Source organism: Amycolatopsis sp. VS8301801F10, from assembly GCF_046195355.1.
Classification (GTDB): Bacteria; Actinomycetota; Actinomycetes; order Mycobacteriales; family Pseudonocardiaceae; genus Amycolatopsis.
The window spans coordinates 5,548,285-5,562,136 of the sequence record NZ_CP176065.1; the positions used below are offsets into that span (position 1 = coordinate 5,548,285).

A 13,852-nucleotide genomic window follows, 5' to 3' on the forward strand; every position below is an offset into this window, starting at 1 on the left:
CGGGGTCGCGGAGGACCCCGGCGCGGTCGTCACTTGCCGACGCTCTTCCAGCCGTCCTTCAGCTGCTGCGCCAGCGTGTTCGCGTCGATCTGGTTCGCCAGGAAACGCTGGTAGGCGGGCGTCGCGACAGTGTCCTTCCACTGCGCGTACTTGCCGGCGAACAGATACGGCGCCGAGGTCAGGTACTTGCCCGAGGCGAGGATGGTGCTCCAGCCCTTCTTGGCGCCGAGCTTCTTGCCCAGCGCTTCCCGAGCGGAGTTGCTCGCCGGGATGAGCGTGTCCGCCTCGTTGAGCGCGGCGAGGTTCTCCGTGCTGGTGAAGTACTCCAGGAACTTCGCGGCCTGCTCGACGTGCTTGGAGTCCTTGTTGACCGACAGCGTCTGCGGGTTCGCCGCCTGCGCCGGTCCGGCCGGGCCGGCGATCGGCGGCAGCGCGATCCAGTCGAGGTCCTTCGGCGCGTCCTTCTCGATGTTCGCCGCCTGGTACGAGCCCTGCACGGTCATCGCGACCTGGCCGGCGTAGAACGGCGCGAGCGCCTTGCCGCCGGACTGCGTCAGCGTCACCGGCAGGATCGAGTGGTCGGTCGCGTTCATGTCGTGCACCAGCTGCGGCAGCGCCATTTCGCCCTGGCCGACGGTGAGCTGCGCCTGGTCGCCGGTGCCCTCGAAGTACTTGCCGCCGAAGCCAGGGGCCATCGCCACGAACGTCGCGGTCGGGCTCGACAGGCCCCAGCCGAGGCCGTACTTGCCGTCCTTCGTGGCGGTCTTGGCCAGCTGGCGCAGCTGGTCCCAGGTCATCGTCTCGCCGGTCGGGAGCTGCGCGCCGGACTGCTCCAGCAGCTTCTTGTTCGCGAAGACCACATAGGACTGCAGCTCGGTCGGGTAGGCGACGACCTTGCCGTCGACGGTCACCGAGTCGAGCACGCCCTTCGGGATGTCCGCGCGCTTCTGCTCGGACAGATAGGGGGAGAGGTCGGCGAGGTAGCCGTCGGTCGCGAACGGGCCGATCCCGGCGGCCTCGTAGTGCACGATGTCCGGCGCGGTGCCCGCGTTGAACTGGGTGATCAGCTTGTCGTAGGCGCTGTCCCAGCCGGCCTGGACGACCTTCACCTGGGTGTCGGGATGGGCCTGGTTCCACGCCCCGACGATCTTGTTCGTGGCGGCGATCGCGGCGGGCTGGTCGGACAGGGACTGGAAGGTGAGGGTGACCGGGCCGCCGTCCCCGCCGCCGCTGTCCGCGCCGCTGCCGCACGCGGCGGCGAGCAGGCTGGCGAGGGCGAGGCTGGCGGCGGCTGCCGCGCGTCGTGTCTTCATCGACCGACCTTTCGAAGGGGTTTCCGATGGGGTGGGGCTCATCCCTTCACCGCCCCGGCCATGAGGCCGCCGGTGAGTCTCTTCCGCAGGAGGCTGAAGAAGGCGATGCTCGGGATCGCCGCGAGCACCGCGCCCGCGGCCAGCGGGCCGAGGGCGACCTTGCCCTCGCCGCCGATGAACATGGTGAGCGTGATCGGCAGCGTGTAGTTCTCCGGCGTCTGCAGCAGCACCAGCGCGAAGAAGAACTCGTTCCACGACGACACGAAGCTGAACATCGCGGTCGCGACCACGCCCGGGGCCAGCAGCGGGAACACGATGGTGCGCAGCACGGTGAACCGGTTCGCGCCGTCCATCGCCCCGGCCTCCTCCAGCTCCACCGGGATCGCCGCGACGTAGCCCTGCAGCATCCACAGCGCGAACGGGAGGATGTAGGTGGTGTGCACGAGCGTCAGCCCGACGAGGCTGTCGGCGAGGCCGAGCGTCCGCAGCACGAGGAACAGCGGCAGGATCACCAGCACCACCGGGAACACCTGGCTGACCAGGATCCAGGTGACGCCCGCGATCCGCAGCTTGCCCTTGAGCCGGGCCAGCACGTAGGCCGCGGGCACCGAGATCAGGATCGCCAGCACGGTGCTGGCCAGCGCGACCAGCAGGCTGTTGAACGCCGAATGCAGCAGGCCCTGCCGGGAGAGCGCTTCGCCGTAGTTGTCCCAATGCCATTCGCTCGGGATCAGGTTGACCGACAGCGAGTTCAGCTCCGCCGACGACTTCACCGACGCGGAAATCAGCCACAGCAAAGGAAAGCCGAGGAACAACAGGTACAGCACGAGAGCCAGGTACTGCGCGGGGCGCACGGACCAGCGCATCGATCACCGCCCCCTTTCCGGGCGGTCGCCGCGGAACTGCGACCGCAGGTAGATCGCGAGGAGCGCGACGACGACGAGGACGAGGACCAGCCCCATCGCGGCGGCGTAGCCGATTTCGCGGTTCTTGAACGCTTCGAGGTAGACGAACAGCACGGGAACCATCGTTTTGCCGCCCGGGCCGCCCGCGGTGAGCACGTAAACGAGCGAAAACGAATTGAAATTCCAGATAAAATTTAGAGAAGTGATGGAACTGACGATCGGGCGCATGCTCGGCCAGGTCACCGCGGTGAAGCGCCGCCACGCCCCGGCTCCGTCCACGGCGGCCGCCTCGTGCAGTTCGGCCGGGATCTGTTGCAGGCCAGCCAGAAGCGTCACGGTGGTCTGCGGCATGCCGACCCAGACTCCGACCACGATCACCGCGGGCAATGCGGTGGTGAAATCGCCGAGCCAGTTGATTCCGTCCGGCAGGCCGATGCTGCCGAGGAACGCGTTGAGCGGACCCCCGTTGGCCGAATATATCATCTGCCACATAATCGCGACGACTACCGGCGGCATTGCCCACGGAATGAGCGCGAGCACCCTGGTGAGGCCCTGCAGTTTGAGCCCGGAGTTCAGCAGCAGTGCGAGACCCATCGCCGCGGCCAGCTGCAGGACCGTCACGCCGACCGTCCAAATCAGACCGATCCGCAGCGAGTCCCAGAACAGCGAGTTGCCGCCGAGCCGGACGAAATTGTCGATCCCGGCGAAGCCGAAGTCCGGATGCCGCACCAGCCGGGTGTCGGTGAAGGCCAGCACGATGCCGATCACCAGCGGGGCCACCGACAGCACCAGGATCGGGATCAGCGAAGGCATCACCAGCGCGATCGCCTCGCGTCGCCGGGTGCGCGCCTGGGTGGTCTTCTTCGGGCGCGGCGGGGGAGCGGGGGCCGCTCGCCGCGGCTCGATCGCGGTGGTCATTCCGCGTCCTCCACGTTCTGGTCCACAGTGGACTCCCGGACGAACAGCTCGGTCCCGACCGAGATCTGCCGCGCCGGGGCGTCCGCGTCCTCGGCGAGCCCGAGCATCAGGCGGGCGGCGGCGCGCCCGCGCTCGGCCGAGCCGAGGGACACGCTGGTCAGCCGGGGCAGGAAAACCTGCCCGAGTTCGGTGTCGTCCATCCCGGTGACGGCGACGTCGCGCGGAATGCCCAGCCCCCGTTCGCGGGCGGCGCGGATGGCGCCGATGGCAAGCAGGTCGTTCGCCGCCACGATCGCGTCCGGCCGCTGCGGACGGTCCAGCAGCTTCCGGGCGGCTTCGATCCCCGCCGCGACGGTGAAATCGGCCGCGACCTCGACGGCCGTCTCCGCGGCGAAGCCCTTCGCGGACACTGCCTCGTCGAAACCGCGCTGCCGCGAGGAGCCCGGCGTGGTGTCGAGCGGCCCGTTGAGGAATCCGATCCGGCGGCGGCCCAGCGAAACCACGTGCTGCACCGCCGCGCCGATCCCGGCCGCGGAATCGGTGGAGACCGAGCTGATCCCGCGGTCGCTCATCGCCCGGCCGATCACCACGACCGGAACCGGGGCGCGGCCGATCTGCTCGATCAGCTCGTCGTCGGTGCGCAGCGGGATCACGATCATGCCGTCGACGAACCCGCCGTGCAGGCTCCGCATCAGCTCGGCGGTCGACGCCGCGGTGTCCCCGGTGGACATCACCACGACCCGGTACCCGTGCGGGGCGAGGACTTCGTGGATGCCGCGCATGATCTCGACGTAGACCGGGTTGCCGATGTCCGCCACCGCGAACGCGATCTGCGACGTCTTCTTCAGCCGCAACGACCGCCCGATCGCGTCCGCGCTGTACCCGAGCTCGGCAGCGGCGGCGCGCACGCGCTCGACCATCGCCTTGCTCGCGCCGGTCCCGTGCAGCGCGCGCGAGGTCGAAGCCAGCGACACGCCGGCGCGCTCGGCCACCTGGATCAGCGTGGCTCGGGTTGACGTCATCGTCCCTCCCCGTCGGACATCGCGGAAACCGCTGTTGGAAACGTTTCCAAGCTACGTTCTGGATGGTTTGGAAACGTTTCCAAGCGGTGCCCGGATCATGTCACCCGGATGGCGGACGTGTCAACGGAGCTGCTGCGGGCCGCGGGGATCTGTGACGTCAGCGTGACGTGCGCGGGTTTTAGCGGCGGTTCAGCGGGATCGGCAGTCGGCGCGTACGACGTCGGCCGCCGAGGGAGCGTGGTCCGGATCGGTCAGCCACTGCAGGGCAGTCCCGACCAGCAGCGAGTAGTAGTGCGCGCCGACCGCGTGGACGTCCTTCGGCTCGGCGTCCGGTCCGAGATCGCCGAAGGCGCGCGCCAGCGCGACGCGAGCCAGCCGCTGGCCTTCGGCGTTGATCTTCCGCACCTTCTCGTCGTGCTGGAGGTAGCTGACGCTCTCGAAGTTCACGAACCACAGCTCGCGGTGCTCCTGAATGGACTCGATGATCCGCGCCCAGCGCCGCTCCGGCCCGGCGTTCTCGTCGGCCGGATCGGAGAGGACGGCGAACAGCATCTCGCCCCATTCGGCGTTCAAGCCGGACAGCGCCTGCGTGAGCAGCTGTTCCTTCGAACCGAAGTGGTAGTTGATCGACGCCTGGTTGGCCCCGGAGGCGGCGACGAGGTCGCGCACCGTAGTGCGCGCGTAACCGGCTTTGAGGAGGCATTCCCGGGCGGCAGTGATCAGGTTCTCGCGGTGTCCCACGCGTGCTACCGTATCAGGTAAACGTTCGTTTTAAACGACCGTTCATCACTCTGGGAGGACTCGAGATGACCGCACCCGCGATCCGCATCCGGCGGCTGCGCTGCCGCTTCGAAGGGGAAGGCGGCCCGGTCGACGCACTGCGGGGCGTAGACCTGGACGTCCCGCGCGGCGCCTTCGCCGCGATCATGGGCCCGTCGGGCTCCGGGAAAACGACCTTGCTGCACTGCGCGGCCGGCCTGCGCGCGCCGACGGAAGGCACCGTCGAACTGGACGGCACCGATCTGTCCACTTTGGAGGAACCGCGGCTGGCCGAACTGCGGCGGCAACGGATCGGCTTCGTGTTCCAGCAGTTCAATCTGCTGCCCGCGCTGACCGCGGAGGAGAACATCGAGCTTCCGTTGCGATTGGACGGTCGCGGACCGGACCCGCAGCGCACCGCGGCGTTGCTCGCGCAGGTCGGCCTGGCGCAGCGCGGGGGACACCGGCCGGGCCAGCTTTCCGGCGGGCAGCAGCAGCGCGTGGCCGTGGCCCGGGCGCTGGTGACCGGTCCGGAGGTGGTGTTCGCCGACGAACCGACTGGCGCGCTGGACATCCGCAGCGCGCGGGAAGTGCTGGGCCTGCTGCGGCAGCTGGCCGACCGCGGGCAGACGACCGTGATGGTGACGCACGACCCGGTGGCCGCGTCCTATGCCGACGCGGTGCTGTTCCTGGCCGACGGCCTGGTGGTCGACCAGCTTGCGCGGCCGACCGCGGCGGCGGTGGCGAACCGGATGGCGGTGCTGGTCGAGTCCGCCGAGCGGGCGGCGAACGCGGTGGGTGCTCGGTGACCCGGCGCGGAAATCCAGCGGCAACCATCGTGGCTGGCGAGATTCTGTTTGCTGGCAACGCATCCAAAGGGGGATTGACATGCTGAGACTCGCCTTGCGGCTCTTCGGCCACCACCGCGCCGCCGCAGTGGCCACCGGTCTCGTCGCGCTCGTCGGGATGGCGCTCGTGGTCGCGATGACGGCCCTGCTCGGCACCGGGCTCGCCGAGAGCACGGCCCCGGCCGACCGGGGATTCCTCACCCAGTTCCCGCTCATCCTGGGCGGCTGGGTAGTGGCGATCGTCGTGTTCGCGATGGTGTCGACGATCAGCGTCACGCTCGCCGCGCGGTCCGGCGAGATCGGCGGCTTGCGGTTGATCGGCGCGGCGCCCCGGCAAATCCGCGTGCTCGTTTCGACGGAAACCCTCGCGATCGCCCTCGTGGCCGCGTTGCCCGGCCTCGGGCTCGGCTACCTGCTCGGGCTCCTGCTGCTGACCGGCGTGCGGTCCACCGGGCTCACCGCGCCGAGCACCTCCTTCGCGCCCGGCATCGTGCTGCCGCTGCTCGGCGTCGCGGTGGTGCTGCTGGCCGCAGTGCTCGCGGCGTGGATCGGCAGCCGCGGGCCGGCCCGGCGCAGCCCGGTGGAAGAAGAGTCCGGCCCGCGCCGGGTCCGGTCGGCGCGGCCGCGGCGGATCGCCGCGATCGTCTTGCTGGCCGCGGGTTTCGGTTCGGCGAGTTCGGTGCTCGCGCTGCCCGCCGACACCATCGCGACGACCGGGCTGACCGGTCCCGCCGTGGTGCTGTGCTCGATCGGCTTCGCGATTCTGGCCCCGGAACTGCTCGCCGCGGCCAACCGGATCACCAGCCGTCTTTCACGCGGGGCGAAGAACGCCGAGGCGCATCTGGCGGGCGTGAACCTGCGCGCCGCTCCGGAACGAGCGCGCCCGATCGTCACCTTCCTGACGCTGCTGGTCGGCGTTTCCGCGGGCACGCTGGCCATGCAGGGCATCGAAAACCGGCACAGCGTCCCCGGCAGCACCGCCGACGTGCTGGCGTCGATCAACTACCTGGTGGTCGTCCTGATCTCGCTGTTCATGGCGATCGCGCTGACCAACAACCTGGTGGCCGCGATCGGCGACCGCCGCACGGAATTCGCGACGCTGTCGCTGATCGGCTCGACCGTCCGGCAGGTCCGCGGGATGCTCCTGCGCGAAACCGCCGCCGCGGCACTGCTGGCGATCGCGGTCGCGGTGGCGGGTTCGGTGCTGTGCGTGCTGCCGTTCTCGATCGTCAAAACCGGCGGCCCAGCGGCGGCGTTCAGCGTCTGGCCGTTCGCGGGGAGCGCCGTGTTCGGGGGAGGAGTGGTGCTGCTGGTGACGGCGGTGGCCGGCGCGCGGGCGATCCGTTCCGCCGCGGTGGCCGCGTAGCGGATCTGCGCCCCCCGGCGGGTTCCTGCGATACTCGGGCCCATGATCTTGATCGTCCTCAAAGCACAGATCCGCCCCGAGAAACGCGCCGAATGGCTGGAAGGCATCGAGCGCTACACCGAGCAGGTGCGCGGCGAACCGGGCAACGTCTCGTTCGACTACTACCAGAACGGCAAGAACGAGAACGAATTCGTCCTGGTCGAGGTCTTCGCGGACAGCGCCGCCGGGGACGCGCACGTCGCCACCCGGCACGCGCAGGAGTTCTTCCCGTTCATGTCGACGGTCGTGGCGAAGAAGCCCGAGATCAACTACCAGAACCTCGACGGCGCGGCCTGGTCGGAAATGGCCGAGGTCACCCCGGTCGACTAGCGGCGAACCCCGGCTCGGGGTGGATTCGCGGGGCGGTTGCCCCGCGGGTGGTGATCCGGGGCGGGGGAGAAGTTCAGCGAGGCGCTCGGCTGGAGTGTCCCAGCCGGGTGTTTTGCGTGGGCGGCACCTCCGTCTGGAAACCCGGCGTCATCCCCGGCGCCGGGTTGATTCCCGCAGCCGCAGTTCCGGAGTCAGGAACACCGGCCCCGCGGGCGTTTCCGCGCCGGACAGCCGGGCCAGCATCAGCTCCACGGCGCGTTCGGCCAAGGCTTCGTGGGTCAGGTCCATCGCGGTGATCGGCGGCGTGCTCGTGCGGGCGTGTTCGCTGTCGGTCAGCGCGGCCAGCAGCAGATCGTCCGGGATCCGCAGGCCCAGCGCGGCGGCGGCGTCGGCGATGAGCGGGGCGAAATCGCTCGTCGCGACCACGATCGCGTCCGGCCGGTCCGCGCCGGACAGCAAGGGCTGCACCAGTTCGGGCACGTCCCCCGGGGTCAGGCCCTCGCTGAGCAAGGCGGTCCGCGGCGGCAGCGCGCGCCGCTCGCACCACGCCAGATAGGTTTCGCGCGGCCGCCGGTTCCAGGCGTTGTCCTCGGTGCCCGACAGCAGCAGCACGTCCCGCGCGCCCTGGTCGTAGAGGTGGTCCAGCAGGGCTTCGACCACCGGCGGGTAGTCCAGCCGCACGGCCCACGGCAAATCCGGCTGCTCCGGATCCTCCTCGACCGTCACCACCGGCAGGCCGCGGCCGAGCAGTTCGGCCAGCGCGGTGTCGCCGCCGTAGGGGTGGGCCACGATGCAGCCGTCCATCGGCACGCTCGCCACCGCCGGATCGTGCAGGTCCGGCACGTGGATCAGCCCGGTTTTGCGCCGCAGCATCTCGGTCGCGACCGACCCGACGAGCCGGTTGAACGTTTCGGCGCGGTCCGGCGTGCCTGCCACCGCGTAGCGCGGCCGCAGGATGAGCCCGACCAGCCCGGACCGGCCGGTGCGCAGCGAGCGCGCGTTCGGGTTCGGGTCGTAGCCCAGCTCCGCGGCGGCCTCGCGCACCCGCGCCTTGGTCGCCGCCGAAATCGGCCGGCGCCCGGAAAGCGCGTGCGAAACCGTGCTGATCGAGACCCCGGCGCGTTCGGCGACCTCCCGGATCGTCACCGGCCGTTTGCCGCCGTCGGTGTCCACTCTGGTTCCCCTCCGCCCTGCCTCCGGACGGCCCAGTATCGCCCACCGCCCGGCCGGCGAGGGCTTGACACCGCACCGGCGCGCGGGTTTGATGCCGCGAAAGCTCATCAAAACGTTTTGATGATGATAGGAGGCGCCATGGCCGCCCCGCACGAGCCCGCCCCGCCCACTACCGCCGCCGCGCCGACCGTCGGCGACGTCTGCACCGGGATGGGGCTGACCCGACGGCATTGGCTCGCCGGATCGGTGCTGTTCTTCGCGTTCGTGGTCGAGGCCTGGGAACAGGTCGGGCTGGTCTACGTGTCGAACGGGATCGCGGACGAATTCGGCGTGGACAACACGAAACTCGGCTGGGCGCTGTCCGCGGTCGCGTTCGGCATGGTGCCCGGCGCGCTGCTGTGGGGCGGGCTGATCGACCGGCTCGGCCGCCGCCGCGTGACGGTGGCGAGCCTGCTGATCTACGCGGTGCTCGCGCTGGCGGCCGGGCTTTCGCCGGCATTCTGGCCGTTCGTCGTGCTGCGGTTCCTGTCCGGCGTGGCGTTCGGCGGGGTCTACGCGGTCACGTTCCCGTATTTTCTCGAACTGCTGCCGACCGCCCGGCGCGGCCAGGGCGCGGTCGCGCTCAGCATCGGGTTTCCGATCGGCACGCTGCTGTGCATCGGCGTGAGCCAGTCGCTCGGCACGGTCAGCTGGCGCGCGGTCGCCGTGGTCGCCGCGCTGGCCGGGCTGTGGGCGTTCGCCGTGCTGCGGTGGGTGCCGGAATCGCCGTACTGGCTCGCCCGGCGCGGCCGGCACGCGGAAGCCGCCGCCGTGCTGCGCGGTCTCGGTGCGAAAATCCCGGCGGACACCACGTTTTCCGTCGAGGACGCCGACCGCAAGGCGGGCGCGGTGCGCAACCTGTTCCGCTCGCCGGTGCGGCGGCGGTTCCTGCCGATGCTGCTCACGTCGTTCACGTTCAGCTGGGGCTACTGGGGTCTGCAGACGTGGCTGCCGGTGCTGCTGCAGAACCGCGGGCTGAGCGTGTCCGGCGCGGTGTGGTTCGTCGCGGTGACCCAGGTCGTGTCCGTGCCCGGCTACCTGCTCGCCGCGTGGCTGACCCGACGGCACGGGCGCAAGCGGATCTTCCTGCTGTTCGCGCTGGCCTCGGCGATCGGCGGCGTGCTGTTCGGCCTCGCCACCGGTTCCACGCAGCTGTACGCGGGCAACCTGATCCTCGCGTTCTTCTCGCTCGGCGCGTGGGGCATCTGGAACACCTGGTCCGCCGAGGTGCTGCCGACCGGGCTGCGCGGCGTCGGCTACTCCTGGTCCACCTCGGCGATTCTGCTGGCCAACACGGTTTCCGTGCCGGTGATCGGCGCGATGATGGACCACGGCGTCACGTCCTCGCTGACCGTCGCGTCGATCGTGGCCTTCCTCGTCGTCGCGCTTCTCGCCGTCCTTCCGCTGCCCGAGACCGAGGGCCGCGCGCTCACCTGAGTTTCCCTTATCCGACAAGGAGTTCTCATGACCTACCGGGTCGCCATGGACATCGGCGGCACCTTCACCGACGTGGTCGTCCACGACGGCGCGACGCAGCGGCTGCGCGCGGGCAAGGTGCTCACCACCCCCGACGACCTCGCGCGCGGCGTTTTCGGCGCGCTCGAAGGATTCGACCTGCCGTTCGCCGAGATCGAGTTCTTCGTGCACGGCACCACGCAAGGCCTGAACGCGCTGCTCGAACGGCGCGGCGCGAAGGTGCTGATCCTGACCACGAAGGGGATCGGCGACGTCTACCGGATCGCGCGCGGCAACCGGAACCGGCTGTTCGACCTGCACTACCGCAAGCCCGAGCCGCTCGTCGGCCCGGAAGCGGTCGCGGAGGTCGCCGGACGGCTCGACGCGACCGGCGCGGAACTCGAACCGCTCGACGAGGACGCCGTGCGGCTGGTCGCGAAACGCGTGCGCGAAGAGGGTTTCGAGGCCGTCGCGGTGTGTTTCCTGTTCTCCTACCTGGATTCCGGGCACGAGCGCCGCGCGGGGGAGATCCTGCGCGCCGAACTCGGCGACGACGCGCTGGTCGTGCTTTCCCACGAGGTCGCGCCGGAATGGCGGGAGTACGAGCGGACGTCGACGGCGGTGCTGGAGGCCTACACCGGCCCGTCGGTGCATCGCTACCTCGACCGGATCGAGGCGCGGTTCACCGAAAAGGGCCTGCACGTCCCGGTGCACGTCATGCAGTCCTCCGGCGGGCTGGTCAACGCCGGGTTCGCGCGGCGGCATCCGCTGCAGACGCTGCTGTCCGGCCCGGTCGGCGGCACGATGGGCGGCGTCGCGGCGGCGAAGCTGCTCGGCCGTCCGGACCTGATCTGCGTGGACATGGGCGGGACCTCGTTCGACGTCTCGCTCGTGATGGACTACGCGGCCGACGTTTCGCCGGACGGCGAGGCGGAGGGTTTCCCGCTGCTGATGCCGCTGGTCAACCTGCACACCGTCGGCGCCGGCGGCGGTTCGCTCGCCTACGCCGAGGGCGACGCGCTGCGCGTCGGTCCCGAATCGGCGGGCGCGGTGCCCGGTCCGGCGTGCTACGGCCGCGGCGGGACGCAGGCGACCGTCACCGACGCGAACTGCGTGCTGGGCCGGGTCGATCCGGAGTCGTTCGCCGGCGGCGGCATGCCGCTCGACCTCGACGCCGCGCGTACCGCGGTGGCGACGCTGGCGAAGCAGCTCAGCATGGACCCGGTCGAGCTGGCGTCCGGGATCTGCGACGTCGGCAACGCCAAGATGGCGCAGGCGATCCGCACCCTGACCGTCGAGCACGGCCGCGAGCCGGGCCAGTTCGCGCTGCTCGCGTTCGGCGGCGCGGGACCGATGCACGCGGCGTTCATCGCGCGGGAAATCGGCATCACCGAGGTGATCGTGCCGCGGTTCCCCGGCGCGTTCTCCGCGTGGGGCATGCTCGAAGCCGATGTCCGGCGGGACTTCACCATGCAGTTCTTCGCCAACGGAAGCGAACTCGACACCCGCGCGTTGCGCACCGCTCTCGACTCGCTGCGCGAGCAGGCCCTGGAAGCGTTGCGGGAGCAAGGAATTCCCGAGGAACGGCGGTCCGTGACGCACGGCGTCGACATGCGGTACGAAAGCCAGGACTACACCTTGACCGTGCCGATCCTGGACGACGATCCGGTCGACAGCCCGGAGTTCCTGCCCGCCATTGAGGCGCGGTTCGCCGAAATCCACCACCAGCGCTACGGCCACGCCACCCCCGGCGCGCCGGTGCAGTTCGTCGCGCTGCGCACCACCGGCCACGGCGTGGTCGACCGTTCCGCCGCGTCCGCCGAAACCAGTGCCGAACGACCGGAGCCGGTGGTCCGCGACGTCGTGTTCGCCGGAAAACCGGCGCCCACCGCGATCGTGGCGCGTTCGTCGCTCGCTCCCGGCAGCCGGTTGTCCGGACCCGCGATCGTGCACGAGGAAACCGCCACCACGGTCGTCCCGCCGGACGCCGAACTCGCCGTGGACGACCACGGATTCCTGGTCGTCACCCTCGCGGCCGCCGACCACCTGCAGGAGGAGCACGCGTGAGCATCAGCCCCGTCACCACCGAAATCATCCGCTCGGCGCTGATCCAGGCGGCCGAGGACATGAACATGACCCTCATCCGGTCGTCGTACACGCCGACGATCTACGAGGGCAAGGACTGCGCCGTGGCGCTGCTGGACCGGAACCACCGCGTGCTCGGCCAGTCGTCCGGGCTGCCGATTTTCCTCGGGAACCTGGAGATCTGCACCAGCCACACCGAGGAACTCTTCGGCGCGGACGTCTGGCAGCCCGGCGACGTGTGGGTGCTCAACGACTCCTACATCGGCGGCACCCACCTCAACGACTGCACCGTGTACGCGCCGATTTTCGTCGGCGAGGAACTGGTCGGCTTCGCGGCTTCGCGGGCGCATTGGATCGACATGGGTTCCAAGGATCCCGGCGGTTCGATGGATTCCACGAACATCTACCAAGAGGGTCTCCGGATGGGGCCGACGCGGATCGTCGCGGGCGGCGTCGAATGCGCCGACATCCTCCGGCTGATCGAGACGAACGTGCGCTTCCCGTACGTGACCCTCGGCGACATGCGCGCGCAGATCGCCTGCGCCCGGATGGGGGTGCGGCGGCTGGGCGAGCTGTTCGCCCGCTACGGCGCGGAAACCGTCGACGCCGCGCGCGAGCAGATCTTCGCCCAGACCGAACGGCTGGAGCGCGAACGCATCGCGGCGATCCCGGACGGCGAGTACGAGGCGACTGGGTATCTGGACAACGACGCGATCGACCCGGACACGCCGCTGAAGGTGCGCGTGCGGGTCATCGTCGAGGGCGAATCGATGACGATCGACCTCACCGACTGCGCGGACCAGGCCACCGGCCCGGTCAACTGCGGCCGCTCCCAGGCGATTTCGGCCGCGCGGGTCGGGTACAAGCTGCTGATCTCGCCGCAGGTGAGCCTGAACGGCGGTTCGTTCGCGCCGCTGGACGTGCAGGTCCGCGACGGGTCGATGCTCGGCGCGCGGGAGCCGGCGGCGTGCCAGTACTACTACTCGAGCCTCGGCATGCTCATCGATCTCGTGGTGGCCGCGCTCGCGCCCGCGATGCCGGACCGCGTCGCGGCGGCCAGCTACGGCGATTCGATGATCGTGCAGTTCGCCGGCGAGCATCCGCGGACGGGGGAGCCGTTCGTGACGCTGGAGGCGACCGTCGGCGGCTGGGGCGCCTGGAAGGGCGGCGACGGGGAGACGGCGCTGATCAACAACGTCAACGGTTCGCTGCGGGACCTGCCGGTCGAGGTGGTCGAAACGCTGTATCCGGTGCGGGTGAACGAATACCGCATCCGCGCGGGTTCGGGCGGCGCGGGCCGGTGGCGCGGCGGAGACGGGGTGATCCGGGAGTACGTGATGGAGGCGGATCAGGACCTGTCGCTGTGGTGGGAACGCTCGGTGACGCCCGCGTGGGGGCTTTTCGGCGGGTCGGCGGGCGCGCCGCCGCGGGTGGTGCTGAACCCCGGGACGCCGGAGGCCCGGGAGATGCTGAAGGTGAACAGCCTGCGGGTGCGGCGGGGGGACGTGCTGCGGTGCGAGTCCGGCGGGGGAGGGGGCTACGGGGTTCCGGAAACCGCTGGGGCGTAACGGGATCCGGGGCCGCCGGGCGTGCGCTGGAC

General features: G+C 70.3%; 12 protein-coding genes. 6 read left to right on the forward strand and 6 right to left on the reverse strand.

Features of this window, described 5'->3' with window-relative positions:
• Positions 1-29 precede the first annotated feature (29 nt).
• The 5 genes from F9C11_RS26200 to F9C11_RS26220 form a co-directional block, all read right to left on the reverse strand.
• A complete protein-coding gene (locus F9C11_RS26200) occupies positions 30-1,313 on the reverse strand; it encodes an ABC transporter substrate-binding protein (protein WP_409180006.1) in 1,284 nt (427 codons plus the stop codon).
• 38 nt (positions 1,314-1,351) lie between these two features.
• The gene (locus F9C11_RS26205; protein WP_409180007.1) at positions 1,352-2,179 is read right to left on the reverse strand and encodes a carbohydrate ABC transporter permease; all 828 of its coding nucleotides are present in this window, start codon (positions 2,177-2,179) and stop codon (positions 1,352-1,354) included.
• 3 nt (positions 2,180-2,182) lie between these two features.
• A complete protein-coding gene (locus F9C11_RS26210) occupies positions 2,183-3,136 on the reverse strand; it encodes a carbohydrate ABC transporter permease (protein ID WP_409180008.1) in 954 nt (317 codons plus the stop codon).
• A complete protein-coding gene (locus F9C11_RS26215) occupies positions 3,133-4,158 on the reverse strand; it encodes a LacI family DNA-binding transcriptional regulator (protein ID WP_409180009.1) in 1,026 nt (341 codons plus the stop codon). The genes F9C11_RS26210 and F9C11_RS26215 overlap by 4 nt, the downstream gene beginning before the upstream one ends.
• A gap of 189 nt (positions 4,159-4,347) precedes the next feature.
• Positions 4,348-4,899 carry a TetR/AcrR family transcriptional regulator gene (locus F9C11_RS26220; RefSeq protein WP_409180010.1) on the reverse strand — a complete coding sequence of 184 codons (552 nt, stop codon included), beginning with the start codon at positions 4,897-4,899 and terminating at the stop codon, positions 4,348-4,350.
• Positions 4,900-4,964: 65 nt separating this feature from the next.
• Between F9C11_RS26220 and F9C11_RS26225 the strand changes: the two genes are divergently transcribed.
• The 3 genes from F9C11_RS26225 (at position 4,965) to F9C11_RS26235 (ending at position 7,500) form a co-directional block, all read left to right on the forward strand.
• Positions 4,965-5,726, forward strand: a complete 762-nt coding sequence (locus tag F9C11_RS26225) for an ABC transporter ATP-binding protein (protein ID WP_409180011.1) — start codon at positions 4,965-4,967, stop codon at positions 5,724-5,726.
• A 79-nt stretch (positions 5,727-5,805) separates the two neighbouring features.
• Positions 5,806-7,131 carry an FtsX-like permease family protein gene (locus tag F9C11_RS26230; protein WP_409180012.1) on the forward strand — a complete coding sequence of 442 codons (1,326 nt, stop codon included), beginning with the start codon at positions 5,806-5,808 and terminating at the stop codon, positions 7,129-7,131.
• A 42-nt stretch (positions 7,132-7,173) separates the two neighbouring features.
• On the forward strand, positions 7,174-7,500 hold the full coding sequence (locus tag F9C11_RS26235; protein WP_409180013.1) for a putative quinol monooxygenase: 327 nt from the start codon (positions 7,174-7,176) through the stop codon (positions 7,498-7,500).
• 147 nt (positions 7,501-7,647) lie between these two features.
• On the opposite strand, the gene F9C11_RS26240 is transcribed toward F9C11_RS26235, so the two are convergent.
• On the reverse strand, positions 7,648-8,673 hold the full coding sequence (locus F9C11_RS26240; protein ID WP_409180014.1) for a LacI family DNA-binding transcriptional regulator: 1,026 nt from the start codon (positions 8,671-8,673) through the stop codon (positions 7,648-7,650).
• Between the two features lie 138 nt (positions 8,674-8,811).
• Between F9C11_RS26240 and F9C11_RS26245 the strand changes: the two genes are divergently transcribed.
• From F9C11_RS26245 to F9C11_RS26255, 3 genes are read left to right on the forward strand one after another with little or no spacing between them, the layout of a single operon-like run.
• Positions 8,812-10,149 carry an MFS transporter gene (locus F9C11_RS26245; RefSeq protein ID WP_409180015.1) on the forward strand — a complete coding sequence of 446 codons (1,338 nt, stop codon included), beginning with the start codon at positions 8,812-8,814 and terminating at the stop codon, positions 10,147-10,149.
• Between the two features lie 27 nt (positions 10,150-10,176).
• The gene (locus F9C11_RS26250; RefSeq protein ID WP_409180016.1) at positions 10,177-12,234 is read left to right on the forward strand and encodes a hydantoinase/oxoprolinase family protein; all 2,058 of its coding nucleotides are present in this window, start codon (positions 10,177-10,179) and stop codon (positions 12,232-12,234) included.
• On the forward strand, positions 12,231-13,820 hold the full coding sequence (locus F9C11_RS26255) for a hydantoinase B/oxoprolinase family protein (RefSeq protein WP_409180017.1): 1,590 nt from the start codon (positions 12,231-12,233) through the stop codon (positions 13,818-13,820). Before F9C11_RS26250 ends, F9C11_RS26255 begins: the two co-directional genes overlap by 4 nt.
• Positions 13,821-13,852: the final 32 nt, after the last annotated feature.